The sequence below is a fragment of the Arthrobacter sp. QXT-31 genome (genome assembly GCF_001969265.1).
GTDB lineage: Bacteria > Actinomycetota > Actinomycetes > Actinomycetales > Micrococcaceae > Arthrobacter.
Genome location: NZ_CP019304.1, coordinates 2597498 through 2624478, shown reverse-complemented (window position 1 = coordinate 2624478; position 26981 = coordinate 2597498). Strand labels below are relative to the sequence as shown.

At 67.8% G+C, this 26981-nt stretch carries 24 protein-coding genes and 1 riboswitch; of the genes, 11 read left to right on the top strand and 13 right to left on the bottom strand.

Annotated features, from left to right (window positions below; all coding sequences use genetic code 11):
• Position 1 precedes the first annotated feature (1 nt).
• Positions 2–1210 (top strand): O-succinylhomoserine sulfhydrylase, encoded by a 1209-nt coding sequence (locus BWQ92_RS11810; protein ID WP_076799721.1) that lies wholly within the window; start codon positions 2–4, stop codon positions 1208–1210.
• A gap of 290 nt (positions 1211–1500) precedes the next feature.
• Positions 1501–1893 (top strand): YegP family protein, encoded by a 393-nt coding sequence (locus tag BWQ92_RS11805; RefSeq protein WP_083706454.1) that lies wholly within the window; start codon positions 1501–1503, stop codon positions 1891–1893.
• A 53-nt stretch (positions 1894–1946) separates the two neighbouring features.
• Here the strand turns inward: BWQ92_RS11805 and BWQ92_RS11800 are convergent, their stop codons facing one another.
• Positions 1947–2249: a DUF1905 domain-containing protein gene (locus BWQ92_RS11800; protein WP_076799717.1), complete on the bottom strand. Its 303-nt coding sequence runs from the start codon at positions 2247–2249 to the stop codon at positions 1947–1949.
• A 75-nt stretch (positions 2250–2324) separates the two neighbouring features.
• Between BWQ92_RS11800 and BWQ92_RS11795 the strand changes: the two genes are divergently transcribed.
• Complete coding sequence (locus BWQ92_RS11795) at positions 2325–4934, top strand: AMP-binding protein (protein ID WP_076799716.1); 2610 nt, start codon at positions 2325–2327, stop codon at positions 4932–4934.
• Positions 4935–4950: 16 nt separating this feature from the next.
• On the opposite strand, the gene BWQ92_RS11790 is transcribed toward BWQ92_RS11795, so the two are convergent.
• The 3 genes from BWQ92_RS11790 to BWQ92_RS11780 form a co-directional block, all read right to left on the bottom strand.
• A complete protein-coding gene (locus BWQ92_RS11790) occupies positions 4951–5604 on the bottom strand; it encodes an aspartate/glutamate racemase family protein (protein WP_076799714.1) in 654 nt (217 codons plus the stop codon).
• Between the two features lie 203 nt (positions 5605–5807).
• Positions 5808–7043 (bottom strand): glutamate--cysteine ligase 2, encoded by a 1236-nt coding sequence (locus BWQ92_RS11785; RefSeq protein ID WP_076799712.1) that lies wholly within the window; start codon positions 7041–7043, stop codon positions 5808–5810.
• 153 nt (positions 7044–7196) lie between these two features.
• Positions 7197–8720 (bottom strand): UDP-N-acetylglucosamine 1-carboxyvinyltransferase, encoded by a 1524-nt coding sequence (locus BWQ92_RS11780; RefSeq protein WP_076799711.1) that lies wholly within the window; start codon positions 8718–8720, stop codon positions 7197–7199.
• Positions 8721–8955: 235 nt separating this feature from the next.
• Here BWQ92_RS11780 and BWQ92_RS11775 point away from each other — a divergent pair, with 235 nt between their 5' ends.
• Positions 8956–9924, top strand: coding sequence for a hypothetical protein (locus BWQ92_RS11775; protein ID WP_076799709.1), 969 nt, complete (start codon positions 8956–8958; stop codon positions 9922–9924).
• A 14-nt stretch (positions 9925–9938) separates the two neighbouring features.
• Positions 9939–10433, top strand: coding sequence for a GNAT family N-acetyltransferase (locus tag BWQ92_RS11770; protein WP_076799707.1), 495 nt, complete (start codon positions 9939–9941; stop codon positions 10431–10433).
• A gap of 12 nt (positions 10434–10445) precedes the next feature.
• Here the strand turns inward: BWQ92_RS11770 and BWQ92_RS11765 are convergent, their stop codons facing one another.
• The 3 genes from BWQ92_RS11765 to BWQ92_RS11755 are packed head-to-tail and all read right to left on the bottom strand — an operon-like array spanning position 10446 to position 13524.
• Positions 10446–11249 carry an energy-coupling factor transporter transmembrane component T family protein gene (locus BWQ92_RS11765; protein WP_076799706.1) on the bottom strand — a complete coding sequence of 268 codons (804 nt, stop codon included), beginning with the start codon at positions 11247–11249 and terminating at the stop codon, positions 10446–10448.
• Positions 11246–12904 (bottom strand): ABC transporter ATP-binding protein, encoded by a 1659-nt coding sequence (locus BWQ92_RS11760; RefSeq protein WP_076799704.1) that lies wholly within the window; start codon positions 12902–12904, stop codon positions 11246–11248. Before BWQ92_RS11760 ends, BWQ92_RS11765 begins: the two co-directional genes overlap by 4 nt.
• On the bottom strand, positions 12904–13524 hold the full coding sequence (locus BWQ92_RS11755; protein ID WP_076799702.1) for an ECF transporter S component: 621 nt from the start codon (positions 13522–13524) through the stop codon (positions 12904–12906). The genes BWQ92_RS11760 and BWQ92_RS11755 overlap by 1 nt, the downstream gene beginning before the upstream one ends.
• A gap of 72 nt (positions 13525–13596) precedes the next feature.
• A riboswitch (TPP riboswitch) is annotated at positions 13597–13740 on the bottom strand.
• 119 nt (positions 13741–13859) lie between these two features.
• Between BWQ92_RS11755 and BWQ92_RS11750 the strand changes: the two genes are divergently transcribed.
• The 3 genes from BWQ92_RS11750 to BWQ92_RS11740 all read left to right on the top strand — a co-directional run bounded on the left by BWQ92_RS11750 (position 13860) and on the right by BWQ92_RS11740 (position 16986).
• Entirely contained in the window at positions 13860–14411 is a 552-nt protein-coding gene (locus BWQ92_RS11750; protein WP_076799700.1) for a heme-degrading domain-containing protein, read from the top strand.
• 57 nt (positions 14412–14468) lie between these two features.
• The gene (locus BWQ92_RS11745; RefSeq protein ID WP_076799699.1) at positions 14469–14732 is read left to right on the top strand and encodes a DUF4235 domain-containing protein; all 264 of its coding nucleotides are present in this window, start codon (positions 14469–14471) and stop codon (positions 14730–14732) included.
• 262 nt (positions 14733–14994) lie between these two features.
• Positions 14995–16986: a hypothetical protein gene (locus BWQ92_RS11740; RefSeq protein WP_076799697.1), complete on the top strand. Its 1992-nt coding sequence runs from the start codon at positions 14995–14997 to the stop codon at positions 16984–16986.
• Between the two features lie 68 nt (positions 16987–17054).
• Here the strand turns inward: BWQ92_RS11740 and mnhG are convergent, their stop codons facing one another.
• The 6 genes from mnhG to BWQ92_RS11710 are packed head-to-tail and all read right to left on the bottom strand — an operon-like array spanning position 17055 to position 23615.
• Positions 17055–17468 (bottom strand): monovalent cation/H(+) antiporter subunit G, encoded by a 414-nt coding sequence (gene mnhG / locus BWQ92_RS11735; RefSeq protein ID WP_076799695.1) that lies wholly within the window; start codon positions 17466–17468, stop codon positions 17055–17057.
• Positions 17458–17736, bottom strand: a complete 279-nt coding sequence (locus tag BWQ92_RS11730) for a monovalent cation/H+ antiporter complex subunit F (protein WP_076799694.1) — start codon at positions 17734–17736, stop codon at positions 17458–17460. The genes mnhG and BWQ92_RS11730 overlap by 11 nt, the downstream gene beginning before the upstream one ends.
• Positions 17733–18293 carry a Na+/H+ antiporter subunit E gene (locus BWQ92_RS11725; RefSeq protein WP_076799692.1) on the bottom strand — a complete coding sequence of 187 codons (561 nt, stop codon included), beginning with the start codon at positions 18291–18293 and terminating at the stop codon, positions 17733–17735. The genes BWQ92_RS11730 and BWQ92_RS11725 overlap by 4 nt, the downstream gene beginning before the upstream one ends.
• Positions 18290–19879, bottom strand: a complete 1590-nt coding sequence (locus tag BWQ92_RS11720) for a Na+/H+ antiporter subunit D (protein WP_076799691.1) — start codon at positions 19877–19879, stop codon at positions 18290–18292. Before BWQ92_RS11720 ends, BWQ92_RS11725 begins: the two co-directional genes overlap by 4 nt.
• Positions 19876–20535, bottom strand: a complete 660-nt coding sequence (locus BWQ92_RS11715) for a Na(+)/H(+) antiporter subunit C (protein WP_236782930.1) — start codon at positions 20533–20535, stop codon at positions 19876–19878. The genes BWQ92_RS11720 and BWQ92_RS11715 overlap by 4 nt, the downstream gene beginning before the upstream one ends.
• Positions 20532–23615, bottom strand: coding sequence for a Na+/H+ antiporter subunit A (locus tag BWQ92_RS11710; protein WP_076799689.1), 3084 nt, complete (start codon positions 23613–23615; stop codon positions 20532–20534). The genes BWQ92_RS11715 and BWQ92_RS11710 overlap by 4 nt, the downstream gene beginning before the upstream one ends.
• A gap of 189 nt (positions 23616–23804) precedes the next feature.
• Here BWQ92_RS11710 and BWQ92_RS11705 point away from each other — a divergent pair, with 189 nt between their 5' ends.
• The 3 genes from BWQ92_RS11705 to BWQ92_RS11695 all read left to right on the top strand — a co-directional run bounded on the left by BWQ92_RS11705 (position 23805) and on the right by BWQ92_RS11695 (position 26971).
• Entirely contained in the window at positions 23805–25208 is a 1404-nt protein-coding gene (locus BWQ92_RS11705) for an MFS transporter (protein WP_076799687.1), read from the top strand.
• 90 nt (positions 25209–25298) lie between these two features.
• On the top strand, positions 25299–25781 hold the full coding sequence (locus BWQ92_RS11700; RefSeq protein WP_076799685.1) for a cation:proton antiporter regulatory subunit: 483 nt from the start codon (positions 25299–25301) through the stop codon (positions 25779–25781).
• 5 nt (positions 25782–25786) lie between these two features.
• Positions 25787–26971 (top strand): cation:proton antiporter, encoded by a 1185-nt coding sequence (locus tag BWQ92_RS11695; RefSeq protein WP_076799684.1) that lies wholly within the window; start codon positions 25787–25789, stop codon positions 26969–26971.
• The last annotated feature ends 10 nt before the right edge of the window (positions 26972–26981 follow it).

Sequence of the window (26981 nt, the reverse complement as noted above, 5' to 3'; positions counted from 1 at the left end):
ATTGACCTTTAACCACGACGCCGCCGGCTGGAGCCCCGATACCCAGGCCGTCCGCGGCGGGCTTGACCGCACCAATTTCCAGGAGACCACCGAGCCTGTCTTCCTGAACTCCGGATTCGTCTACGAGTCCGCCGCCGCCGCCGAGCGCGCCTTCACCGGCGAAGACGAGCGCTTTGTCTACTCGCGCTACGGCAACCCGTCCGTGGCCACCTTCCAGGAGCGGCTCCGCCTCCTCGAAGGCACCGAGGCGTGCTTTGCGACGGCGTCCGGCATGTCCGCCGTTTTCACCGCGCTGGGTGCCCTGCTGGGCGCCGGGGACCGCGTGGTCGCAGCCCGCTCGCTGTTCGGTTCCTGCTTCGTGATCCTCAACGAAATCCTGCCGCGCTGGGGCGTGGAGACGGTGTTCGTGGACGGCCCGGACATCGAGCAGTGGCGCGAAGCCCTCTCGGTGCCCACCACGGCCGTCTTCTTCGAATCCCCGTCCAACCCGATGCAGGAAATCGTGGACATCGCGGCTGTCAGCGAACTCGCCCACGCCGCCGGCGCCAAGGTGGTGGCGGACAACGTCTTCGCCACCCCGCTGCTGCAGCGCTGCGGAGACCTCGGCGCGGACGTGATCGTCTACTCCGGCACCAAGCACATCGACGGCCAGGGCCGCGTGATGGGCGGAGCGATCCTGGGCACCAGGGAATTCATCGACGGCCCGGTCAAGCAGCTCATGCGCCACACGGGCCCGGCGCTCTCCGCATTCAACGCCTGGGTCCTCACCAAGGGCCTGGAAACCATGTCCCTGCGCGTGAACCACTCCTCCGCCACAGCGCTGCGCCTCGCCGAATGGCTGGAAACCCAGCCTGCCGTGAACTGGGTCAAGTACCCGCTGCTCAAGTCGCACCCGCAGTACGACCTGGCGGCCAGGCAGATGAAGGCCGGCGGCACCGTCCTCACGCTGGAACTTGCGACGACGGCCGGCCAGTCGGGCAAGGAAGCCGCCTTTGCGCTGCTGGACGCCCTGAAGATCATCGACATCTCCAACAACCTGGGCGACGCCAAGTCCCTCATCACCCATCCCGCCACCACGACGCACCGGGCCATGGGGCCGGACGGACGCGCCGCGATCGGGCTCAGCGATGGCGTGGTGCGGCTGTCCGTCGGACTGGAGGACGCGGACGACCTCATCGCGGACCTGGAGCAGGCGCTCAAACAGATCTGACGTTACTTCCAATGGCGGGCTGTGAACGCGCGTTGCGCTGCACGTCCCATCGTTTCGGGCGTCCTTGAGAACGGAGCCCCGGGGCGGTTTAGTGGGTGGACCAGCAGGGTTTACCCAGGGTTTACATGGACGGTCTTGTAGGCTCCATACGCACTGGGCAGACTCTAATAACACCGATGAGCCGATCAAACCCCTGTCGGTTCACCCCATCCAAGGACAGACGCAGCGATGCGTTCGGGGCCGTGGCCGCGACGACGCTGCGCACAGCCTCCCTGACCGGAAGGAACGTCATGGCCGGAGTATTTGAAGTTTTTGTTGACGCCGACTCCCAGTACCGGTTCCGGCTGATGGCTCCCAATGGAACCGTACTGGCCATCTCCGCACCTTTCGCGGACAAGCGCGCGGCTGCCGCAGGCATCGCCGACGTCCGCGAATGCGCCGGGACGGGGCTCGTCACGGACCTCTCGCCGGCAGCACCGGAGGTTCAGGAAGCCTCCGCGGCAGTTCCCGCGCCGGTGCCGGCCCAGACTCTCTCGGCCCAGACTCTTCCAGCCCGCTCCGGCCACGGCCGGCAGGGATTCGGCAAGAAGCGCACCCCGGCCGAGGCCTCGGGCACCAGCAGCGCGGCGCACTGGAGGCCGTCAGCCCCCGCAGTCCCGGCCCGCTGGACCGGGGCTGCCTAGCCGCCTGCTCTTGGGGACCTGTTCCTGGCGGGACTGTTCCTGGCGGCCGCGGCTCAGGTGGTGATGACGACCAGCCGGACGTCGACGTCGTCGCCCGCGGCGATGCGGGCAGCAGCCCGCACAGCCCGCTTGACCGGCAGCAGGTACGAACCGCTGCCGGTGTCCGGAAAGATCGAGGTCTGCCACTGGTGGCCCGCAATGTCTGCCGTCACCTTCACAGAGCCGAACCCCCTGCGGAACCCCGCGGACTCCTCACGGATTTCGTCCGCAATATCCACGGGCAACGTAATGAAATGCCAGGCGGATTCGCCCGGATACAACCATAAAGGGGCTCTGAACTCGTAAGACTCGCTCACGGAGCGAGTATGGCATGCCGTAACAGGCCAGGGAATGGTTTTACTTAGGTAAGCCTTAACTACTATCCTCTTCCGGTGACCACGCAGCTTGATTTCGCGCGGGTGCCCTTCGCCGCCGATCTCGCAGGCCACGGGGACAGGCCCGCAATTCTTTCAGAAAACTTCACCCTCACCTACCGGGGACTGGCCGACAGGGTTGATGCCCTCGCCCTGCGCCTGGGCACCCAGCGCCGCCTGGTGGCACTGGCTGCCGCGAACGACGTCGACTCCCTGGTGGCCTACCTCGCCGCCCTGGTTGCCGGCCACCCGCTGATCCTGCTTCCGGAGGACAAGCCGGCGGCACTGGAATCCCTGGTGGCCGTGTACGACCCCGACGTCGTGCTGCGATCCGCCAACGGAGAGATCCTGTTCGAGGAGCGCCGGGCCGGCAGCAGGCACGAGCTCCATCCGGACCTGGCGCTTCTGCTCAGCACTTCCGGGTCCACCGGCTCGCCCAAGCTGGTGCGGCTGTCCGCCAACAATCTGCAGGCCAACGCGGAGTCGATTGCCGAGTACCTGAACATCGGCCCGGCAGACCGCGCGGCAACCACCCTGCCGATGTCCTACTGCTACGGCCTGTCTGTGATCAACAGCCACCTGCTGCGGGGCGCGGGCCTGGTGCTCACCGACCTTTCCGTTGTTGACCCCTGCTTCTGGGAGCTTTTCCGTGCCCGCGAGGCCACGGCGTTCGCAGCCGTGCCCTACACCTTTGAACTGCTGGAACGTGTGGGCTTTGACGGAATGGACCTGCCCTCACTGCGGTATGTCACGCAGGCCGGAGGCCGGCTGGCCCCGGACCGTGTGCGGAGCTATGCCGAACTCGGCCGCCGGAAGGGCTGGGAACTGTTCGTGATGTACGGCCAGACCGAGGCCACGGCCCGGATGGCCTATCTTCCTCCCGGGCTGGCTGCCGAGCACCCCGGCGCCATCGGCGTCCCGGTGCCGGGCGGCGCATTCCGGATCGAGCCGGTCTCCGGCCTGGAGCACGGCGAACTCGTCTACACCGGGCCCAACGTGATGCTCGGCTACGCGGAAACCCCGGAGGATCTGGGCGCCGGACGCACGGTCCACGAACTCCGCACCGGCGACCTGGCCAGGCTGCATCCGGCAGGCGTCTACGAAGTGGTGGGGCGGCGCAGCCGGTTCGTCAAAATCGTCGGGCTCCGCGTGGACCTGGGCCAGGTGGAGCGCATCCTGGCCGACCTCGGCGTTGCGGCGGCCAGTGCGGGCACCGACCAGGGGCTCGTCGTGGCGGTCGAGGGCAGCCACGACACGCAACTGCTGGCCAAGGTCCTCGCCCAGGGCATCGGGCTGCCCCGTGCGGCACTGGAGCTGCACGCCGTCGAACATCTCCCCCGCCTGGCCACCGGGAAGGTGGACTATCCGGCGGTTCTTGCCCTCTCAACCCGGGCAGTGCCCAAAGCAACGCCGTCCAAAGCAGCATCGGCGAAAGCAGCAGCGTCGAAGGCAGCGTCCGACGGCCAGGATAACGGCGGCTCCCCCGGGGCTGACGACGTGCGGCGGATCTTCCGGGACACCCTGGAGTGTGAGGACATCGCCGACGGCGACACCTTCGTTTCGCTCGGCGGTGACTCGCTGTCCTACGTGGCCACCTCCGTCAGGCTGGAACAGTTGCTGGGCCGCCTCCCCTCCGACTGGCACGTGACGCCGGTCCGGGACCTGGAACAGCAGCAGGGCCGGAAAGCCGCCGGCAGGATGCGGCGGTTCTTTGCCCCGCTTGAGACCAGCATTGTGCTCCGGTCCGTGGCGATTGTGCTCATCGTCAGCACCCACGTCGGGCTGCTGACCTGGCCGGGGATGGCGCACGTGCTCATGGCCGTGGCCGGGTACAACTTCGCCCGGTTCCAGCTTGGCGGGGAACGGCTCCCGCGGCTCAGGCGCCAGCTCAGCAGCCTGGCACGGGTGGCGCTGCCCAGCATTGCGTTCATCGGCGTGGCGTACCTGCTGACCGACAAGTACACCCTGGCCAATATCCTGCTGTTGAACTCCGTTGTCGGTCCCGAAGAGGTGACCACGCAGTGGCACTTCTGGTTCATCGAGGTGCTGGTCTACATCCTGCTGGGTATGGCGGCCCTGTTGGCCATTCCCTGGGTGGACCGGGCGGAGCGGCGGTTCCCGCTGCTCTTTCCGCTTGCCCTCACCGGCCTGGCCCTGCTCTCCCGCTACGACATCGTTGATCCCGGCATTCCCCACCCGTCACCCACACTGTGGCTTTTCGTTCTTGGCTGGGCCGTCGCCCGGTCCCGGACCGCGCTTCAGCGCTGCGTGGTGTCGCTCCTTGCGGTCCTCACGGTTCCCGGATGCTTCTTCGGGGACACGAACCGGGAGCTGACCCTCGCTGCCGGACTCCTGCTGCTCACGTGGCTGCCCGCCATCCCCGTTCCCAGGGGGCTGCAGCGCCTGACGGTGCTCCTGGCCAGCGCTTCCCTCTATGCGTACCTCGTGCACTGGCTGGTGTACCCGCTCCTGGCCGGCACCAGCCCGGCGCTTGCCGTGGCCGCATCGCTCGTGGCCGGGGTGGCCTACTGGGCGCTGTGCACCCGCGCCGTGGGCATGGTAAGCCGGCGCGGCTGGGGCACTCTCCGAAGCAGGTTCGCACGGCCGGCCGTTCCAGGGAGCTCCTGACGCCGGCGGCCCGGTTTCAGACGGACTGCAGTTCGCGGAAAGCCACCGCGGAGATGAGCATGGAGCCGGCAGCCGTGACGGGATCGATGACGGGAATCCCCAGCCTGCGCCGCAGGACGTCCGCCATGCCGATGCTCGTCAGCCCGGTGCTGGCCTCCAGAATGACGTCGGCTCCGGCGTACACGAGCATGTGGGCGGCCGCGAGCGCGTCGAAGATGCCGGTCGGCAGCAGGAAACCGTCGGGCGTCTCCACGCTCTCGGGGCCGTCGATCAAGAGCATGCGGTCACCCAGGGCATCGGAAATGGGCCCGGGCACCGAGTGCTTAAGGCCGAGCACGCCCACCCGGCCGCCGAAGGCAAGGGCCGCTGCAGCAGCCGCCGAGCCCGCACCGATCACGGGGATGTTCAGCAGCGCCCGCACCTCCGGCAGGCCGGGATCGGCGGCGCAGCTGATGACCAGCGCGTCTACGTCCGAGGCCATCTCCAGTGCGAGCTCCACCACTTTGGGCGCCGCACGCTGCAACGAGTCGGGGTCATGGACTCCGGAGGGCTGGTCCGGGATACACCGCGTGGTCACGTCGAAGCCGAAGGTCTCGCGGAGCAGCTTCCCGTGCGAGTTGAGCACCCGGCGGTCGCTGGTGGTCAAAGCCCTGATGATTCCTACGCGCATGGTCCCGGTCCTTCCCCCGTGCGACTCCTGTGATGCCACCACACTAACCAGCGGACATTTCAGGTGGTTTACCGGAAAATGACCATCGGAAACATGCCCGTTCCACCAGCGCGAACGTACAGTTGTGGCCCCAAAAAACGCGCGTACAGGGGCCGCAAGTGTACGTTCGCGCTCCGTGCTTGGTGGTTGGAGGGCGGGTGGGATCAGAGCTGGCGGACGCGCAGCAGTTCCGGAATGTCCTCGTCGTCGGGATCCACGTACCCTACGGTTCCCTTCAGCGTCGCCCGCACGGCGTGCGCGACGACGGCACCCAGCCCGCCGTCGTCGGGGTCTGCTTTGTCCAGAACCACTTGGCGTGTGCTGCGCTGCTCCGCAGCGCCGGTGCCGCGCGCGAAGATCTCTGCGACGCCCTGCCGGACCAGGTCCAGCTCACCGGTCTCGGCCAGCACCGGCTCCAGGTAATCGACCAGCGAGCGCACCACGTCCGCGGCCGGCGCCGGCCGGAAGCTGCCGAAGTCAAGCAGGTCACCGCGCAGTCCGAAGTTGCTTGCCTGCCACGCGGCCATCCGCAGCAGCACCGTGGGTACGGGCGCGGGCTCCACGCCCTCCCGCCATTCCCGGCACGCAGATTCCACGAGCGCGCGGACCAGGACGGCGATCAGCGCGGCATCCTCGGCGCGGAGGCAGACGTCCGCCACCCGGACCTCCACGGTGGGGTGGTTCCGGGAGAGGCGGGCGTCAAAATAGATCATGCCCTCGTCGAGCACCACGCCAGTCTCCAGCAGGCGGGACACCACCCGGCGGTATGTGGACACGTTGCCGAAGATGGCAGACGGGCCCGACGACGGCCAGCGGTTCCAGGCCTGCGTCCGGTAGCTTTCGAACCCGGTGGCAACACCGTTCCAGAACGGTGAGTTTGCGCTGAGCGCGATCAGGACAGCCAGCTTGTCCCGGATCCTGTCCAGCACCGCCACGCCTTCGTCCGGTGACTCGATGTATGTATGGACGTGGAAGCCGCAGGTGAGCTGCTCCTGCGCGGTCAGTCCGAACCGCTCCAGCATTCTGGCGTAGCGCGGGTCCGGTGTGGTGTGGCTGGACAGTGCCAGCGGCGAGGTGGCCAGGGCGGCGATCCTGGCGCCGTGGGCCTGCGCCGCCTCATCCGCCAGGGAGCGGCCGGCACGGATCTGGCGCAGCAGTTCGGCGTGGTCCAGGCACGGGCGGGTCTGTGTCTCGATCTGCTCAAGCTTGAGTTCGGCACTCAAGCCCATTTCGTCGTCGTCGAACTTGGTGCCGGCCTTTTTCTTCAGCAGCAGGGGCCGCCCCGGGGCCTCGTCGGCGGCGAGTTTGCGGCCCGCGAGCAGGGCATCGGCGAGCGCCAGCGGTTCCCCGCTGTCCGGATCAACGATCAGGAGCTCTTCCTCCACGCCAAAAGTCCGCATGCCTACATTGTGCGCCAGACCAGCCGAAACGTCCCGGACATGACGAAGCGCGAACGTACACTTGTGGCCCTTGGAAAACGCTTCCCAAGGGCCACAAGTGTACGTTCGCGCCTCAAACAGGGCCACAAGTGTACGTTCGCGCCGGGAGGAGCGTCAGTCCTGGAAGTACTCGATCTTGGCGCCGATGGTGTTCAGGCGCTCTGCAAGGTCCTCGTAGCCGCGCTCGATGACGTAGATGTTGCGCAGCTCGGAGACGCCGCGGGCCGCAAGCATGGCCAGCAGCAGGCAGGCGGCCGGACGCAGCGCGGGCGGGCAGCCCACCTCCGCGGCGCGCCAGCGCGTGGGGCCGTTGACGTAGATCCGGTGCGGGTCCAGCAGCTGCACGCGGGCCCCCAGCTTGTTCAGCTCGGTCAGATAGATCGCGCGGTTCTCGTAGACCCAGTCGTGGATCATGGTCTGGCCTTCGGCGTTGCCGGCGATCACCGCGAAGAACGGCAGGTTGTCGATGTTCAGGCCCGGGAACGGCATCGGGTGGATCTTGTCCTCCGGTGCGCGCAGCTCGGAGGGCTTGGTGGTCACGTCAACGAGCCGGGTTCGGCCGTTGCGGGCCATGTACTCGCCGGAGACCTCCAGCCGCTGGCCCATCTGTTCCAGCGTGGCCAGCTCGATCTCCATGAACTCGATGGGCACCCGGCGGATGGTCACCTCGGAGTTGGTGACGACGCCGGCGGTGATCAGGCTCATCGCTTCGATGGGGTCTTCGGAGGGGAAGTATTCGATGTCGACGTCGATGGCCGGTTTGCCGGTGATCTTCAGCGTGGTGGTCCCGACGCCGTCGATCTCCACGCCCAGGCGCTGCAGGTAGAAGCACAGGTCCTGGACCATGTAGTTGGGGCTGGCGTTGCGGATGACGGTGGTGCCGCAGCGGTGGGCGGCGGCCATGATGGCGTTCTCGGTCACGGTGTCGCCACGCTCGGTCAGCACAAAGGACCGGTCCAGTTCATCGGTCGGGGGCGCCTGCACGCTGTAGAAGCCTGAGCTGGCCTCCACGGACAAACCGAACTGCCGCAGGGCCTGCATGTGCGGCTCCACGGTGCGGATGCCCAGATCGCAGCCGCCGGCGTAGGGCAGCCGGTATTCGTCGGTCTCATCCAGCAGCGGACCCAGCAGCATGATGACGCTGCGGGTGCGGCGTGCCGCCTCGACGTCCATGGATTCCAAATCCAGGTCTGCGGGCCGGCGGAGGCGGAGGTCGTTGTCGTTAAGCCAGGTGCATTCGACGCCGATGCTGCTCAGCACCTCGACGATGCGGTTCACTTCCTCGATGCGGGCCAGCCGGCGCAGCGTGGTGGTGCCGCGGTTAATCAGGCTGGCGCAGAGCAGGGCAACACCGGCGTTCTTGCTGGTGTTAACGTCCACGGAGCCGGAGAGCGTGCGGCCGCCCTCCACGCGGAGGTGGGTCATCTGTGTCTTGCCGAGCTGGACGATGCTGCGGCCAAAGATCGCCTCGAGTCGCTGGATCATTTTCAGGCTCAGGTTTTGCTTTCCCTGTTCCATGCGTGCGACGGCACTCTGGCTGGTGCCGAGTTCCGCGGCAAGCTGGCCCTGGGTCCACCCCTTCTGGCTGCGGGCGTCGCGGAGCAGAATGCCGACATGTTCAGCGGTCTGTTGAGTCATGGGAAAAATATATCAGATGTGAGTTATTTCGTCGCCTTTTGCCGTCCCCGAGGGTTCTGTCGGGTCTTGATTTACCCGTTACATGCATAAACATTCCATAACGCGCCAAAACCGCATGACAGGATCCGTGAAGGCCTCCGCAACTTGGTCAAGTGCCGCCCGCGCCTTGACCCTGGCATATGTCCCGGAGCAAGCTAACGGTACGTGTTGCGGCCATGAGGGAACGGAGGCCGCCGTGTCCATTTTCAGTCCCCGCATTTTGCGGAGGAAGCACCCCGCCGGGCGCCGCGCTTCCGCGCTGGTGTCCTTTGCGGTCGCGGCAGCTGTGGGCTTTGTCCCGGGACCACGGCTCGACGACGGCACGTTCCCGGCACCCGAATCTGCGGTCACTCAGGCGTCTCCCAAGGCGTCCACCGCGCAGCCAAACAACACTGCGCAGCCCGGCAACACCGCCCAGCCAAACAACACCGCGCAGCCAGCTCACGAAGCCCCGCCAGGTAGTGACGATACCGAGCTGGGCAACGATGTCTCCTGGCCCCAGTGCAACGGCGCCCTGCCGGATGACCCTGCGTTCGCGATTGTCGGGGTCAACAATGGCCTTGCCAACACCACGAATCCCTGCCTCCACGAGCAGCTTGACTGGGCGGAGGATGCGGAGGGCGGGACCGGCCAGCCACGTGTGGCGCTCTACGTGAACACCGCCAATCCCGGGCTGCGCGGCTCCTGGTGGCCGACGAACAACGAGTATGGCGGCAAGGTCGTGACCAACCCCTACGGCACGTGCGAGGGGAAGGAGGACGCGGCGTGCGCCTACATGTACGGGTACGCGAAAGCCTTCGACGACGCCTACCTCCGCACCGTCGACGACCCTGAGACCTACCTCTGGTGGCTGGACGTGGAGACGGGCAACACCTGGTCAGGCGACAGGAATGCCAACCGGGCGGATCTCGAGGGCATGACTGACTTCTTCCACAGCATCGGCGCCAGAGTCGGCATCTACTCCGCGGCCCGGCAGTGGGCACAGATTGTCGGTGAGGTGGGAACGACCAGCAGCCTCTACTCGCTGCCCAGCTGGCTTGCCGGCGCCCGCTCCGCCGCCCACGCCAGGGACATGTGTTCCTCGGCGCCCCTTACCGCCGGCGGCCAGGTGGTCCTCATCCAGTTCGTGGCCGGCAGCTTCGACTACGACCACTCGTGCATCTGAGAACGCCAGGCACCATGGGTCCTACCTGCAGCGTCCGCCCGGCCGCAGCGGAAGACGCCGAGGCGCTGGCCCGGCTGCACCTGGAATGCTGGCGCGAGACCTATGCACACCTGCTGTCACCCGGCTTTATGGCGGGCCAGGGCGTCGAAGGGCGGCTGGCCATGTGGCGCCACCTCCTGGCCGGCCCGCATGCGGCCCGGCACTTTGTGGCGGTCGACGGCGGGAGGCTGGTGGGGTTTGCCGGCTCGCTTCCGCCCGAGGACGGGGTGCGGGAGCAAACCGAGCTCTGGGGCATCTATCTCCTCGCATCCCACCAGGGCAGGGGGCTGGGCCAGGCACTGCTTGATGCCACGATCGGGCACGAAGCTGCAGCACTGTGGGTCGCCGAGGACAACCCGCTTGCCCAGGCCTTCTACCAGCGCAACGGCTTCGTCTTCACCGGCGCCAGGGACACCATCGAGGACTGGGAAGGACTGCCCGAGCTCCGCATGGCGCGGCCTGCGCCCTAGGAGCCACGCGGGTTAGGAACCCTCGAGCCAGACCATGTGCCACGTTCCGGCCCACAGAGCGGCCGCCACGGCGCCGCCGGCGATGAGGACTCCGCCCAGCACCACCCAGACGTCCAGCACGCTGTAGGTGGACACCCGCGCCCAGGTCCGGCTGGCACCGCCGAAGCCGCGGGCCTCCATGGTGACGGCAAGGCGGGTGGCGCGGCGGATGGCCTGGACGAGGAGGCCGAAGCTCTGCCCGAGGGTGGCCCGCATCCGCTGCCAGGGGTTCCCCCGGGAGCCGACGCCGCGGGCGCGCCGGGCCATGCCGATCGTCTGCCATTCCTCGGCCATCAGCCCGACCAGCCGCATGGCTGCCAGCGTCCCCAGCACAAAGCGGTGCGGCAGCCGCGCCTTCTGCGCCAGGGCGTCGGCCAGGTCGGTGGGATCCGTGCAGCTCATGAGCAGCACCGCGGGCAGGGCGATGGCCAGGCCCCGCAGCAGAAAACCCAGCCCCAGCTGCAGGGAGCCTTCGCTCATGGACCAAAGGCCGACGTCGAGCAGTATCCTTCCGCTGTCCGGCGCCAGGATGGAGGTGCTCCAGCCGCCCACTGCGGCCGCAAGGATCAACGGCCAGCCGCGCTGCCACAGCAGTGAAAACGTCAGGCCGGCCAGCGGAAAGACCAGCAGTTCGCACACGAGGGCAACCGAGGCGGACATCCAGTCAATGGACAGCGCCAGCGCAAGGGTGATGAGGAAGACCGCTGCGAATTTGGCCAGCGGATTGGCGCGCGTCAGCACGGCCTGGTTTCCGGCGAGTGTCAGTACTTCCCTCATGTCGCCGCCGGTTCCGATCTCGCCGGGCTGGACCCCGCGGGTCCCGGCTCGGGCCGGCCGCCGGAGCCCAGCCGCAGCTCGGTGCCGCCGAGGACGTGGGTGAACTCCTCGTCGTGGGTAACGGACACCACGGCCGTGCCGGCGTCGAGGAGTTCGGACAGGAACGAGGCGAGCTCCGCCCAGGTGTTGGCGTCCTGGCCGAAGGTGGGCTCGTCCAGGACCAGCACCTGCGGATGCGCCGCCAGGACGGTGGCCACGGACAGCCGCCGCTTTTCCCCGCCGGACAGGGTGTACGGGTTGGCGTCCACCAGATGGGTCAGGCGCAGGCGCTCCAGCAGCTCGTCGACGCGCTCTTCGCCGTGGCCCAGGTGGCGCGGCCCGAACTGCAGCTCGTCCAGGACGCGGCCTGTGACGAACTGGTGCTCGGGTTCCTGGAACACCGTGCCGATCCGGGAGATCAGCTGGTTGGCCTTCCATTTGTAGGGGTCAATGCCGGCGCCGCCGCTCAGTTCCACCGTCGCGGAAACCTTTCCGTCCACCGGCGGCAATAGCCCGGCCAGAGTCAGTGCGAAGGTGGATTTGCCGGCGCCATTGGGGCCCGTGACGGTCAGCGCCTCGCCGGCCCGGACCTGTGCCGTGACGTCCTGCAGGACCGGCACCGGCGGCAGGGAACGGAAGCCACGGCGGCGGGGCCGTTCCCTGGATACAGCGAGCTTTTCCGCGGCCAGCAGCAGCTGACCGGCGTTAATCTGGCCGCCGCCTAGGCCAGGGATGTTCCCGGCGGAGGACGGCGGGATGGTCCCGGCCGAGCGGCGCCGGGTTTCCGGAACGTAGCCCGGGACCCAGACGCCGGCAGCGGTGAGCATCCCCCGCGCCTGTTCGAGGACCTCGTCCGGAGTCCCGTCGATCAGCACCGCACCGTTCGCGGCGGAGCCCGGCTGCAGGACCACGATCCGGTCCACCAGGTCTTTCCACGCGGCGACCCGGTGCTCCACCACCACCAGGGTGGCGCCGGTCTTGTCGAGGCAGCGGCCCACCGCGTCCCGGACCTCCAGGACGCCCGCCGGGTCGAGGTTCGCGGTCGGTTCGTCCAGCAGGATCAGTCCCGGGCGCATGGCCAGGATGCCGGCGAGCGCCAGTCGCTGCTTCTGCCCGCCGGACAGGGCCGACGTCGGGTGGTTCAGCGGCAGGTGGGACAGTCCGACGTCGTCCAGCGCCTCGTGCACCCGGCGCCAGATTTCATCGCGGGGCACGGAGAGGTTTTCGGCGCCGAAGGCGACGTCGTCGCCGAGCCGGGAGAGCACCACCTGGGTTTCCGGGTCCTGCTGCATGAGTCCGGCCCGGCCGCGCTGGGCGCGCGGGGGCGCGCCGTCGATGAGCAGCTCGCCGCTCTCGTCGGCGTCGTCCTGGTCCGCCATACCGTCGGCGCCGTCGGAAGAGCCGTCCGCGTCGCTGTCCCCCAGCACACCGGCAAGGGCATGGAGCAGCGTGGACTTGCCGGCCCCGGAAGGGCCGAGCAGCAGGACACGCTCACCGGGGCGGATGTCCAGGTCAAGCGCCTGGACGGCGGGTTTGGTGCGGCCGGCGTGGCGCCAGCCCCAGCCGCGGGAATGTACCGCGGCGGGGCGGACGCCGCCGTCGTGGGAAGCGGGCATCAGTTGAAGACGGGCTCCGTGGCGGCCTTGCGGGAAGCGAAGGAGCTCAGCACGCCGGTCTTGGCCAGGCCGCGGGTGGCGATCCAGGACAGGGCGCCTGCGATGACCGCGCCGGAGATGGCGCAGAACACGATGTACGCGAACTTGTCACCGGCGGCGTAGGCGATGTTCCAGCCCCACGGCGCGAACGAGTCGTTGAGGCCGCAGAACAGCCCGGCGCCGGCTCCGGCGAGGAGCGCAACAGGGAGGTTGAACTTCTTGTACCGGAAGGCGGCGAACACGAGTTCCGCGCCCAGGCCCTGCAGGAGGCCGGAGATCAGCACAGTGGTGCCGTACTGCGAGCCCATCAGGAGTTCGCCGGTGGCCGCCACCGTTTCGCAGAACAGGGCCGCGCCGGGCTTGCGGATGATGAGCATGCCCAGGACCGCCGGGATCATCCAGCCGCCGGCGTACAGGCCGGTCAGGGGCGGGTAGACGGCGTTCACGGGAGTGGAGATGACGTTGGCGCCCTGGGACCAGGCCCAGAAGATCACGCCTCCGGCGACGGCGATGAGCGCCGCCACCACGATGTCGGCCACGCGCCAGTTGTAGCCGGTCTTCTTGATTGCTGCAGTTGTCATGATGGTCCTCCTGAGGAACAGGAGGGGAAAGCGTTACCCCGGCTGCCGGTGGCTGGGCCATCTGCTGCCGGGCACTCTGAGAACTCGACTCCCTTGCGCCGGTACTAGCCGGATCAGGTTCGAGGGTCTGCGGCGGTCCGCACTCTCAGCGCCCATCCGCGGTTGCGCTGGCTGCTGCCTTTGCATCCCGACGGCGGCGCTCCCCTGTCGTGATAAATCTGCCCTTGTGGGCTGGTTCAGTTTACACCCCGGCGTCCCCGGAATCCCGGGGCCGCCGTCACAATCCGGGAGGTTCCCTGCGCCGCCGGGACGGCCCCGCGGAGTACATTGGGGCCATGACGCAACAGGACTCCGGCGCCGCTGCCCTGCCCACCTTTGACCCCGACTCCGCCGAGGAACAGCCGGCGGAATCCCTGGCAGCCATGATCGGCCAGATCGAGGGTGAGATCGCCGAACTGCAGTTTCCCCGGTTCACCAAGGACGATGCCCTGGCGCTCGGCCTGGAACTGGTGGAGCGCGGCAAGGAAGGGAACCTGCCCATCGCCATCGACATCACCAAGGGCGAACAGGTCCTCTTCCATGTGGCGCTCGAGGGTGCCACCCCGGACAACGAGGGCTGGGTGCGGGCCAAGCAGCGGACTGCCCTGCGCTACGAGGAGCCGTCGCTGCTGGTGGGCCTGCGGGGCAGGGCCGGCGGCGGACGGATCGAGGACAACGCCTGGTTCGACCAGTCCACCTACGCCGCCCACGGCGGAGCCTTTCCCGTCTATGTGCGGGATGTGGGTGCGGTGGCCGTGGTCACGGTGTCCGGCCTGCCGCAGGTGGCCGATCACCGCCTCGTGGTGGAGGCGCTGCGGGAAATCCACCGTTCCATGCGGCTGGGCTGACGCTTCATGCCGATAGGCTAGGGAAAGACCAGTGTTCATCTCGCGAGGAGTTCCGGAATGAGTTTCTTCATCAAACTGCTTGGCACCGGCATCAGCCTGCTGGCGGGCTTCGCCGGCACCAAGGCCGTCGATACCATCTGGGAAAAGGTCACGGGAAAGAAGCCCCCCAAGGGCGACAAGGATGACGTCCCCACCACGCTGCGCACTGCCCTGACGTTCGCCCTCGTCTCCGCGTCCGTGAGCGCCGTGATCCAGGTCCTGGCCAACCGCGGCACGCAGCGGGCCATCACCCGCTTCGCCAAGAGCCAGGACATCGTCTAGGCCGCCGCGCCGGCAGGACTGCACAGGGCCGCCGGCCCCGGTTCGGTGCCCGGCCCCCCAACATCGGGCGGGTTGCCGGCAGTCCCTTCCCGGGGCGTGGCCGGGCCCCGGCCGTCCTGCAGTCCTTAGGCAGGGCAACCTGGTCCCCCACTCCGTTTGAGAAAGTCTTGATTCTCAAGGTTTTTCCAAGCTGGAAGCCGAACGTTTTTCCAACCACCGCTGTTTTTAGTGGATGCCATCAGCGTCTTTCTGAGGAGACAAAATGGTATCCACACCGCATTTCCTGTCGGCCCAGCGGCCGGCACCGCGACATCTGGCCCCGCGCCCCGCGTCCCGGCGCCGCGGAATCGCGGCCGCGACCGCCCTGCTGCTCGCAGCCACGGGTGCCGGCACCTCACTGGCCGCCACCGAGGTGACCCAGACGAACTCCGGCGGGCTGACCGCCGTCGGACCCGTCAACACCGAATACGGCTTCCCGTCCTGGTACGAGGACAGCAACAAGACCCGCCTCGAGCTCTGCCTCAACGGGGAAAACCCGCTCTGCGGCTTCCTGCCAGGGGACATCCCGGACGAAACCGCCCCCATCTCCTTCCCGGACAACTTCCCCGACGAGGCGTTCTACATGCTCGCCGGATCCGAACTGGACCTTCCCGGCGGCGGCCGCGCCGTCCTGGTCCTCGGCCTCGAAGCCGCGTTCGCCAACACCGTCACCCAGGGCGACCAGGTCGTCTTCGGCCGCCAGCGCGTCGTCGTCAAGGGCGCACCCGCGAACACCACCCTGACGTTCCAGCACCCCTACGGCACCATGACCATCGACACCGACGACGCCGGCGACGGCAAACTCGTCGAAGACATCTCCCCGGCCATCGGCAACTTCACCACCGCCCTGAAAAGCAACATCGGCCCGTTCCTCAAATGGGACCCGGCCACCGCTCCCGCAGCACCCGACGGCTACCTCGGCGACCCCGCCCAGGACCACACCGTCACCGGCAGCCCCTTCAACTACAACAAGTTCTCCCTCACCGGCGGCGGCCTGGCCCTGGAAACAGACCAGTTCTCCCTGATGGGCAAAATCTCCACCAACCAGGGCGTCAACGGCGACAGCGCCGTCCTGAACGGGACCATGATCGACGTGTTCGCCAGCAGCGGCAACGGCGCCCAGCTCCAAGTCGACGGCCAGGACGGAACCTTCGACACCACCCCCATGCTCAGCGACCCCGACACCGGCCGCTACTACGCCCGCATCCAGCTCACCGGAACCGCCCCCACCACCGTCAAAGTCACCAACATCGGCGACAAACCCTCCAGCAGCAGCCAGATCACCGTCACCAAACCCAGCGGCGTCATGATCACCAAGGCCCTCTACGACGGAGCCAACCTCACCGTCGGCGCGGTCTCCACCGTCGGCTACCCGCTCACCGTCACCGGCCTCGGAACCCTCGAAGCACCCGCCACCGACGGAGCGCCCGCGGAGAAGTCGTTCACCGTGCAGGCACCCCCGGCCACCGTCACCGTCAAGACAGCAGAAGGCGGCACCGCCTCCCTGCCCGTCACAATCTCCGGCGGCGCAGCGTCCCCCGCCGGACTCGACCCGCTCAGCCCCGCCCCGGACCCCGGCCCCATCGTCGACACCGGCAGCGGCCCCGCCCCCGGCGAACCCCAGGAAACCACCGCCGTGGCCACCGCGGCAACCACCACCGTCACCCGCGGCGGAACCGTCCAGCTCGACGGCAGCACCTCCACCGGCGCCGCCAGCTACCAATGGACCCAGGTCAGCGGACCCACCGTCACCTTCTCCAGCGACACCGCCGCCAAACCCACCATCACCGTCCCCTACTACGCCAAGAGCACCGACACCGCACCCCTGACCGCCCCGGCCAACGACCCGATCAAGCTCCAGCTGATCGTCACGGACGCCAACGGCATCGGCAGCGCCCCTGCCACCGTGGACCTCACCGTCCAGACCGACACCGTCACGGTCGCCGGCTCCCGCCACCGCCTCGGCACTGAACTGCGGATCACCGGCACCTCAACCCTGGCAGGCAACACCGCCGTCCTGATCCCGGCCACCACCGTCGTCATCTACGACAACACACCCGGCTACCAAGGCACCAGGATCGGCACCGCCCAGGCCGACACCCTCGGCAACTGGTCCTACCGGGCCAAGCCAGGGCTAAGGGACCACCAGATCACCAGCGTCCTGGTCCAATCCAGCCGCGGTGGCACCGCAACCGGAGCAGTCGCCACCCGCTAACCCAACCACCCGCACCACACAACCGGGCCCTGCCTGCAACAGCAGACAGGGCCCCGGCGCGTTAAGGGTTAATCGGTGCGGCTGCCGCCGTCGTCCGCTTCCGACTTCCGGGCCGCCTTGGCGGCCTTGAGCACCACGGCCTCCAGCTCGTCGGTGCTGAGCAGCTCCTTGTGGAGGTGCTTGGTGCGGTAGCCGGCACGGCCAACCATGTGGGCCGAGACGGGCACCGTGAGCAGCTGGAAGATCCAGGCCACGAGCAGCACCGGCCACACCCACCACGTCCGCAGCTGCAGCCCCACCGCGGCGAGCAGCAGGAACAGCCCCAGCACCTGCGGCTTGGTGGCCGCGTGCATGCGGCTCATGAGGTCGGGAAAGCGCAGCAGGCCGATCGCGGCGGCGAGGGACATCAGGGCTCCCACCACCATGAACACGGCTGAAACAGCGTCGACCACGGTATCCACGGCATTGGGTTCAGGACTCATTGGGCTGCTCCCGCCTGTCGGCCACGAAGCGGGCCACGGTCACCGAGCCGATGAACCCGATAATGGAGATGCCAACCACCAGCATCAGGTTGTTCAGGTGCCGGTTCACTGCCATGTCGATGCACAGCGCCGCGCCCAGGATGGCCAGCAGCACGTCCGCGGCGAGAACCCGGTCCAGCAGCGAGGGGCCGCGGGCGATGCGGATGATCGCTCCCGCGGCGGCGAGGGCGAGCGCCACGGCCGTGACCGTGAGGACCAGTTCCATCATGCGCCAGCCTCCTGGTTGCCAGCCTCCTGGTTGAGGGCGGCAAGCTCGTCCTTGGTTCCCATGATCCGGATGAGCCCCGCCTCGGTGTCCCGGACTTCCTTGCGCAGTTTGAGGACGTCCTCCCCGGTGCGGACGTTCAGTCCGTGGATGTAGAGCGTGGACGTGGATCTGTCCACCTCCACCACCAGGGACCCCGGGATCAGGGAGATCACGTGGCCGGTCGCCGTCACCATCAGGTCCGAATGGCTCCGCAACGGAACGGCGACGACGGCGTTGGTCACCTTGGGCCCCTGGGTCATCGCCAGGTAGAACACCTGGCAGCTGGCGGCCACGACCCGGCCGAGGAACACCACCGCGAACGGAACGGCCCGCAGCACGTTGAAGCGGCCGCTCAGCTCCACTGGCGGCAGGTAGAACAGGCGCGCTACCGCGATTGCCAGCAGGGCGCCGAAAAGCAGGTTGCCCGGGCTGAAGTCCTGCCAGAGGGCTCCCCAGACAATGACCAGCCAGACCAGCAGCGGCAGTTCCTGCCGCAGGGACACCCGTTGCCGGCTCACTTTCCGCCTCCGCTCAGCGCCAGGGCCGGAGCGGCAACGCCGTCACCGAGCACAGCCTGGATGTAGGAGGATCTGTCCAGCATGGCCGCGGCCGACTGGTCGGCCACCTGGAAGAGCGGTCCGGCGAAGACGGTGAGCGCCACACCCAGCACCACCAGGCCCAGCGTGGAGCCCACCATGGTCCGCGGCAGCAGCCGCACCGGCGTGGTGCCGCCTTCGGGGGCGGGGGCAGCCAGGAGGACGGGATCGGGGTGCTCCGCGTCCTCGGCCTTCCGCCAGAAGGCGCGGTTCCAGACGCGGGCGACTGCCAGGAGCGTGAGGAGGCTCGTCAGCACGCCCCCGATCACCAGCGTATAGGCCAGCGGCGTTCCCAGCGCGACGCCGGCCTGCATCAGCCCGAGCTTGCCGAGGAAGCCGGAGAACGGCGGGATGCCGGCCAGGTTCATTCCGGGAACGAAGAACAGCAGCGCCAGCAGCGGCGACAGTTTGGCCAGCCCGGCGAGCCTGTCCACGGAGGAGCTGCCGCCGCGGCGCTCAATCAGGCCGGTGACCAGGAAGAGGCTGGTCTGGATGGTGATGTGGTGCGCCACATAGAACACGGCGGCTGCCAGGCCTGCCACGGAGGACATCGCCAGGCCGAACACCATGTAGCCGATGTGGCTGACCAGGGTGAAGGACAGCAGACGCTTGATGTCGCTTTGGGCGAGGGCACCCAGGATGCCGACCACCATGGTCAGCAGCGCCACCACCATCAGCGGCGTGTTGAGGCTGTCGCCGGGGAACAGCAGGGTTTCGGTGCGGACCATGGCGTAGACGCCCACCTTGGTCAGCAGGCCGGCGAACACGGCCGTGACCGGGGCCGGCGCCGTCGGGTACGAGTCCGGAAGCCAGAAGGAGAGCGGGAAAACAGCGGCCTTGATGCCGAACGCCACCAGCAGCATGACGTGCAGGAGCGTCCTGGTGCCCTGGTCCAGTTCCGCGAGCTTGATGGCCAGGTCCGCCATGTTGACGGTTCCTGTGGCGCCGTAGACCATCGCGATGGCGATCAGGAACAGCACCGAGGACACGACGGAGACCACCACGTAGGTGACGCCCGCCCGGATGCGCGGTCCCGTGCCGCCGAGGGTCATCAGCACATAGCTCGCCGTCAGCAGGATCTCGAACCCGACATACAGATTGAACAGGTCCCCGGAGAGGAACGCGTTGGAGACCCCGGCCACGAGGATCAGGTAGGTGGGGTGGAAGATCGACACGGGGGCGTCCTGGTCGCCGTCGGCCATGCCCTGCCCGGTGGCGTACACGAGAACCGCGAGGCTCACCGCCGACGACACCACGAGCATCAGCGAGGAGAACTGGTCCACCACCATGACGATGCCCCACGGCGGCACCCAGCCGCCGATGTTCACTGCCGCCGTGCCGCCGTTCCAGACGGACGCCAGGAGCAGGCACTCCAGCAGCAGGGTCAGCGAAAGCAGGCCAATGCTCACGGCGCGCTGCGCGCGGGAATGCCGGATCAGCACGAACGTCAGCGCCGCGCCCAGAATGGGAAGTACGACGGCGAGCGGGGCAAGGCTTGCAAGGTTCACTTCGCGCCTCCGTCAGTGCCGGTGTCTGTTTTTGGGGCAGTGTCTGTGTTCGGCGTTGTGCCTGTGTTTGTGGTTGTGTCCGTGCCTGGGGCCGTGTCCGTGCCGGGGACGAGGTTGCCCGATCCCGGCTTTTCCTCCAGCGCCGCGTGTTCCGCCAAAAGGGTCCGCCCGCCGGTTTCCACTGTGGCTCCCGGCTGAGCCGAGGGCTCCGTCGCGGCGGCGGTGTCCGGTCCGCGCATGGGCAGGGGAAACTCGGAGGTTTCCATCGGGATGACGGCGTCGTCCTCCGCGTCGAAGCTGGGGGTTTCGGCCACGCGGCGGTCCTCGATGTCGTCCTGGATATCGTCTTGGCGGGCAAGTACCCAGGTCCTGTAGATGATGCCGAGCATGAAGGCCGTCACTGCGAAGGAAATGACGATGGAGGTCAGGATCAGTGCCTGCGGCAGGGGGTCGTTGTAGGAGGCGGGGTCAGTGTCCTTGCTGAAGAACGGTGCCAGTCCGGCGTAGCCGCCGGTGGCGAGGATCAGCAGGTTGGTGGCGTTGGCCAGCAGCATCAGCCCCAGCAGCACCCGGGTGAGGCTGCGTTCCAGGATCAGGTAGATGCCGCAGGCGTAGAGTGCGCCCATGACCGTGAGCAGGGTCAGGTTTACGGTCATGCTTCGCCGCCTTGGGTTGATCTGGCCGGAGCGCCGGCCGGCACCGGCTCGCTGGCCTCATCGCCCTCGTGCCCTTCCGTCTGTCCGCCAGCCTGCCCGTCCGCCTGCAGGGGACGTTCTTCGAAGTGCTCGTCGATTTCAGCGCCGAGGCTGCGCAGCACGTCCAGCACCAGGCCCACCACCACGATGTAGACGCCGGTGTCGAAGATGGTGGAGGTAACGAACTTGATGTCGCCGAAGACCGGCAGCCAGAACTCGATGATGGCGCTCTGGAACACCTGTCCGCCCAGCAGAACCGGGGCGGCCCCGGACAGCGCGGCCGTGGCCAGGCCGATACCAAGCAAGGTGCCGGCGTTGATCGGGGTGGCTTCGTGCAGTTCGAACCGGCCGCCCGCCAGGTACCGCAGGGTGAGGGCAAGCCCCGCCATGAGGCCGCCGGCGAAACCGCCGCCGGGGAGGTTGTGGCCGGCCAGCAGCAGGTAGAGCGAGAAGATGATCATCGAGTGGAAAACCAGCCGGGTGACCACTTCGAAGATGATGGAGCGGCGCTCCGGTGCCAGCGTGCGCCCGGCCACGAGCCAGGGGTCCCCTGTCGGCCCCGCGAACTTGCGCCGCAGCGCCAACGCGGCGCCGTCCCGCGAGGATTTGTCCACGCCGTGGCGGCGGCCCACGGTCCCCTCGGCCACGGCGGACGCTGTGCGCAGCCGGTCCTGGCGGCCGCGGACGAAGATGAGGCTTGCCACGCCGGTCGCGGCGAGCGCCAGCACGGAGATCTCGCCGAAGGTGTCCCAGGCGCGGATGTCCACCAGGGTGACGTTGACGATGTTGAGCCCGCCACCGCCCTCATAGGCCAGCTTCGGGAATTCAAGGGAGACGGGCGTGGCGATGCGCGCGCCCATCGCATGGATGGCGGCGAAGACCATGGTGGCGCCGAAGGACAGGCCGATGATGACGCGGACAACGCGGTATTTGCCGCGGGTGCGGTCCCGCAGTTCCGCCGGGAGGCTGCGCATGGCCAGCACGAACGCCACCAGGATGATCGTCTCCACGAGCATCTGCGTCAGGGCAAGGTCCGGGGCGCCCTGCAGCGCGAACATCAGGGCGATGCCGTAACCGGTGACGGACACCATGAGCACGGCGAGGAACCGCTTGTTGGCCCGGACGGCGGCGAGCGCCCCGATCACAATGCCCGCACCCGCCACCAGCTGCAGCGGCGAGTTCGGGTCCACGAAATACAGCCCTTCGGGGAGCGGCTTGTTGGCAACGAGCAGGGCGGACAGTGGCAGCGCGAAGGCGACACTGAGGATCACGGCCAGGTAGAAGTACAACGAACCCCGCTGCGTGCGTCCGGTGATCCAGACGGCGGCGTCGTCCAGGGCGCCGATGGTCAGCTGATAGCCGCGGTCGGCGTCGATCCACGCCGGAATGGCGCCCTGGATCCGGTCCACCAGGTTGCGTCCGTAGAACATCGCAGCGCCGACGGCGAAGGTGACGGCCGTCAGCCCGAGGGCAGGGGTCAGCCCGTGCCACAGCGCGAGGTGCCCTGCGGCACCTGCCGCACTGCCGGCGTCGGACGTTCCGCCAGCAAACTGCGCCGCGTACGGCTGGATCCAGGCGTCCACGGGCACCGGCCACAGGCCGTACACGATGGTGAGGACGCTCAGGGTTGCCGGCGCCGCCAGGAAGGAGGGCCGGATGGCCTTGAACGGCGTGCGCTCCACTCCCGGCTTCACCGCGAAGGCGCCCCACATGAAACGGGCGCTGTAGGCGAAGGTCAGCACGGAGCCCACCACCGTGCCCGCAAGCACCACGGTGCCCCAGGGGCCGTATCCCGGCTCGCCGGCGAAGTGCACGAATGCTTCGAGGACCGATTCCTTCGCCACGAAGCCGCCCAGCAGCGGGATGCCGGCCATGGAGGCGGCGCCGATGCCGGCCACCACGCCGAGGGCCCGGGAGGAGCGGAAAACGCCGGAGAGCTTGCGGATGTCGCGTGTCCCGGACTGGTGGTCGATGATGCCCACCACCAGGAAGAGCGTGGCCTTGAAGAGCCCGTGGGCGAGCAGCATGGCCAGGCCGGCGAGCGCGGCGTCGGGCTTTCCGAGCCCCACCACCATGGTGATGAAGCCGAGCTGGCTCACGGTGCCGTAGGCCAGGATGAGCTTGATGTCCGTCTGGCGCAGTGCCCGGTAGCCGCCCACGAGCATGGTGGCCAGGCCGAGCCCGAGGACCATCGGCAGCCAGTAGGGGGTATCGGTGAAACCGGGCGCGAGGCGTGCCACGACGTATACGCCGGCCTTCACCATCGCGGCCGCGTGCAGGTAGGCGCTCACGGGCGTTGGCGCGGCCATGGCGCCCGGAAGCCAGAAGTGGAAGGGGACCAGCGCGGATTTGGTTACCGCCCCGACCAGGATCAGGACGACGGCGGCGCCCACGGCTCCCGCGGCCGGTCCCGACACCAGCTGCGGTGCCTGTTCGAGGATGGCGGAGATCCGGTACGTGCCGGCGCTGGCCCCGAGCATGATCAGGCCGACGAGCATGGCCAGGCCGCCGGCGGTGGTGACCATGAGGGCCTGCAGCGCGGAGCGGCGGGCAGCCAGTCTGGTCCGCGCATAGCCGATCAGGAGATAGGACAGGACGGTGGTGAGTTCCCAGAAAATGAACAGCATGAGCAGGTCATCCGCGGTGACCAGCCCGAACATTGCCCCGGCGAACGCCAGCAGCTGCGCGCCGAATCCGCCAAGGTAACTGTCCTTGTTCTTGAAGTAGCGTGCGCAGTAGACCAGCACCAGGGCGCCCACACCGAGGACCAGCAGGGACATGACCCACGCCAGGGCGTCCATGCGGAAGGCGAATTCGATGCCAAGGCTGGGAATCCACGGGACGGTTTCGGCGGTTGCCCCGGCTTCGTGGCCTCCGGAGACTGCTCCGGTGCCGTAGACGGCGGCGTGCTGGGACAGGAGCCAGATGAATGATCCGGCCGGCACGGCAGCCAGGGCGTAGAAGGAATTCCGGCCGAATTTGCGGAAGACGAACGGCGCCACAGCGGCAACCGCGAAGTGCACGGCAAGGACTGTGATCACTGGTATCTCCGCAAAGTCAGAATTCGGTTATCAAAAGTTGGAGCTGGCGGTCATGCGTTGGGTTCGGTCCATGCAGTTTATCAAGGGGCCACTGACAGTTTCCCCGCTCAAGCAGTCCGCAGGGCAGTTTTGGCCAGCCTGCGGGAAAGTTTTCGCTCTCTGTTCGCCATGGGCGGATAGCATCGGCCTATGAACTCCGCAGCCGCACCCGAGGCGACACAGCCGCCGTCGGAACTCGAAGCAGGATCCCAGTCCTCCAGCAAGGGGCGGGTGCTGGCCTGGGCGGCCTGGGATTGGGGCTCCGCAGCGTTCAACGCGGTCATGACGACGTTCGTCTTCACCGTCTACCTGACGTCCCAGGCGTTCGGCGGGGAGGACCGGGCCTCGGCGGTGCTCGGCGGCGCGCTGGCCATCGCGGGAGTGGCCATCGCCCTGCTGGCGCCCGTCACGGGCCAGCGGTCGGATACCGGAGGCCGCCGCAAGCTCTGGCTGGGAGTGAACACCGCCGCCGTCGCGATCCTGACGGCACTGTGCTTCTTCGTGTTTCCGCGGCCCGAGTTCCTCCTTTTGGGGGTGTCCCTGATCGCGCTGGCCAACGTGTTCTTTGAGTTTGCCGGCGTGAACTACAACGCCATGCTGGCCCAGATCTCCACACCGCGGAACATCGGCAAGATCAGCGGGTTCGGCTGGGGCATGGGCTACCTCGGCGGCATCGTGGCCCTGCTCATTGTGCTGCAGCTCTTCGTGCAGCCGAGCTTCGAGTGGTTCGGCGCCTCAACCCAGGACAGCCTCAACATCCGGCTGGTGGCGGTGTTTTCCGCGCTGTGGTTCTTCATCTTCGCGCTGCCGGTGATGTTCGCCGTTCCTGAGCTTCCCAAGCCAAAGCGGGCCGCCGGACTCGGCTTCCTGGCATCCTACGGGCTGCTGGCCCGCAGGATCAGGGCGATCTACCGGACCAGCCCGCACACCATCTTCTTCCTCCTGGCCAGCGCCATCTTCCGGGACGGACTGGCGGCGGTCTTCACCTTCGGCGGGATCATTGCCGCCGGCACCTTCGGATTCGCCCTGCCGCAGGTCATCTTCTTCGCCATCTTCGGGAACGTCGTGGCGGCCCTCGGCGCGATAATCGGGGGCTTCCTGGATGACAAGGTGGGACCCAAGGCCGTGATTATCGGTTCCCTCACCGGCCTGCTGGTGGCCGGAACAATGATCCTGGTGCTGGGCAATGACAGCCACACGTTCTTCGGTATGGCATGGTCCGGGGCCACGACGTTCTGGGTGTTCGGCCTGTTCCTCTGCCTCTTCGTGGGCCCTGCCCAGTCCTCCTCCCGCGCATACCTGGCCCGGCTGGCGCCGCAGGGCGAATCCGGCGAGCTGTTCGGCCTGTACGCGACCACCGGCCGCGCCGTCAGCTTCCTCGCTCCCGCCCTGTTCACCCTGTGCATCACCGTTGCCACTCCCCTGGTGGCCGAGGGGGAAGCGCAGCGGTGGGGCATCCTGGGCATCATGGTGGTGCTGCTCGCCGGCCTGCTGGTCCTCCTGCCGGTGAAGGCCCCCAGCGAAGCCGAGATCGCCGTCGTCCCGCAGGCCTAAGTCCCGCACCAGTGCGAACGGACACTTGCGGCCCCACACAGGGCGCACAGTTCCAACCGAAATCGCAGGTTCGCGGACTAGGCTGATGGTATGCAAATGGAAGAGACAGACCTCCCGGGCCTGGGCCGGCGCAAGGACTTCATGACTGCATCCGGCCGGCGGATCGGGGTGGTGGAGCTGCGCGAGGGCCAGACCGAGCTGTTCGTCTCCACCTGGGATGACCCCGACACCTGCCAGGCCTCGATTCCGCTGACCAGCGAGGAAGCGGCATGCCTGGGCAATCTGCTGGGAGGCCAGCACATTGCCATGACCCTGACCGAGGCCCACCGGGAGGTTCCCGGCATCTCCACGCGGCAGTTCTCCATCGCCGCGGACTCGCCGTTCCAGAACCAGCCCATGGGCAAAGCCCGCATCCGCACCCGGTGCGGCGTTTCCATTGTGGCGATCATGCGTGAAGGCGAGGTGGTCCCGTCGCCGGGTCCCGACGTCGTTCTTCACCCCGGTGACCTGCTGGTCGCCGTCGGCACGCAAGAAGGCCTGGACACGGCGGCCGATATCCTGCGCAACGGCTGACCCTCATGGACCGCGTGGCCCTGTCGCTCATCGAACTGGGGGCAGTCGTGTTCTCCCTCGGCCTGTTGGCGAGGCTGGCAGGGCGCATCGGAATGTCCCCCATTCCGCTGTATTTGGTCGGCGGACTGTGCTTCGGTGCGGGCGGCGTGGTGGAGCTGAGCGGCATGAAGGAGTTTTCCCACCTCTCCGGTGAGATCGGCGTCATCCTGCTCCTGCTTATGCTCGGACTGGAATATACGGCAACGGAACTCGTGACCGGCCTCCGCAGGTCGTGGAAGGCCGGCATCCTGGACTTCGTGCTGAATTTCGCTCCTGGCGCCGCCCTGGCTGCCCTTCTGGGGTGGGGGGTAGTCGGCGCCATGGTTATGGGCGGCGTCACGTATATATCGTCGTCGGGCATAGCGGCCAAGGTCATCACGGACCTTGGCCGTATCGGTAACCGCGAGACGCCGGTAGTCCTCTCCATCCTGGTCTTCGAAGACCTGGCCATGGCGGTTTACCTGCCCATCCTCACCGCCACGCTTGCCGGGGTCAGCTTCCTGGGCGGCCTGCAGACCGTGGGTGTCTCGCTGGCAGTCGTCACCGTGGTGCTGCTCGTTGCCCTGCGGCACGGGCACCACGTTTCCAAAGCCGTGCACAGCGAGAACTCCGAGGTTTTCCTGCTGAACCTGCTCGGGGCCGCCCTGCTGGTATCGGGTGTGGCGGCCGCGCTGCAGGTGTCCGCCGCGGTGGGTGCCTTCATGCTCGGCATCGCGATTTCCGGCGCCACGGCCCACAGCGCAACACGAATACTGGAGCCGCTGCGGGACCTTTTTGCCGCTATCTTCTTCGTGGCGTTCGGGCTCAATACGGACCCCGCCTCCATCCCTCCGGTGCTGGGGTGGGCGCTTGTCCTCGCGGTCCTCACGGCGGCCACCAAGATCATCACCGGTGTCTGGGCCGCCAAGCAGGCAGGCATCGCACGTCCGGGCCGCTTCCGTGCAGGAGCGGCCCTGATAGCCCGCGGCGAATTCTCCATTGTCATCGCCGGGCTCGCCGTGACGTCAGGAGCGGTTACGGACGAGCTCGCCGCGCTGGCCACGGCCTACGTCCTGCTTATGGCGGTCCTTGGCCCGCTCGCTGCCCGCTACGTCGAACCGCTGGTCAAGAAGTTCTCCCGCCCGGCGCGGCCCCAGGCCGTCCCGGCCTGAGCGCAAGAAC

Bases quoted from the DNA above. Each gene is read 5' to 3' on its own strand.
- BWQ92_RS11785 (WP_076799712.1), bottom strand. From the start codon at position 7,043: ATGCGGACTTTTGGCGTGGAGGAAGAGCTCCTGATCGTTGATCCGGAC.
- BWQ92_RS11695 (WP_076799684.1), top strand. From the start codon at position 25,787: ATGGACCGCGTGGCCCTGTCGCTCATCGAACTGGGGGCAGTCGTGTTC.
- BWQ92_RS11715 (WP_236782930.1), bottom strand. From the start codon at position 20,535: ATGACCGTAAACCTGACCCTGCTCACGGTCATGGGCGCACTCTACGCC.
- BWQ92_RS11705 (WP_076799687.1), top strand. From the start codon at position 23,805: ATGAACTCCGCAGCCGCACCCGAGGCGACACAGCCGCCGTCGGAACTC.
- BWQ92_RS11770 (WP_076799707.1), top strand. From the start codon at position 9,939: ATGGGTCCTACCTGCAGCGTCCGCCCGGCCGCAGCGGAAGACGCCGAG.
- BWQ92_RS11790 (WP_076799714.1), bottom strand. From the start codon at position 5,604: ATGCGCGTAGGAATCATCAGGGCTTTGACCACCAGCGACCGCCGGGTG.
- BWQ92_RS11805 (WP_083706454.1), top strand. From the start codon at position 1,501: ATGGCCGGAGTATTTGAAGTTTTTGTTGACGCCGACTCCCAGTACCGG.
- BWQ92_RS11780 (WP_076799711.1), bottom strand. From the start codon at position 8,720: ATGACTCAACAGACCGCTGAACATGTCGGCATTCTGCTCCGCGACGCC.
- BWQ92_RS11750 (WP_076799700.1), top strand. From the start codon at position 13,860: ATGACGCAACAGGACTCCGGCGCCGCTGCCCTGCCCACCTTTGACCCC.
- BWQ92_RS11760 (WP_076799704.1), bottom strand. From the start codon at position 12,904: ATGCCCGCTTCCCACGACGGCGGCGTCCGCCCCGCCGCGGTACATTCC.
- BWQ92_RS11740 (WP_076799697.1), top strand. From the start codon at position 14,995: ATGGTATCCACACCGCATTTCCTGTCGGCCCAGCGGCCGGCACCGCGA.
- BWQ92_RS11765 (WP_076799706.1), bottom strand. From the start codon at position 11,249: ATGAGGGAAGTACTGACACTCGCCGGAAACCAGGCCGTGCTGACGCGC.
- BWQ92_RS11755 (WP_076799702.1), bottom strand. From the start codon at position 13,524: ATGACAACTGCAGCAATCAAGAAGACCGGCTACAACTGGCGCGTGGCC.
- mnhG (WP_076799695.1), bottom strand. From the start codon at position 17,468: ATGAGTCCTGAACCCAATGCCGTGGATACCGTGGTCGACGCTGTTTCA.
- BWQ92_RS11700 (WP_076799685.1), top strand. From the start codon at position 25,299: ATGCAAATGGAAGAGACAGACCTCCCGGGCCTGGGCCGGCGCAAGGAC.
- BWQ92_RS11745 (WP_076799699.1), top strand. From the start codon at position 14,469: ATGAGTTTCTTCATCAAACTGCTTGGCACCGGCATCAGCCTGCTGGCG.
- BWQ92_RS11730 (WP_076799694.1), bottom strand. From the start codon at position 17,736: ATGATGGAACTGGTCCTCACGGTCACGGCCGTGGCGCTCGCCCTCGCC.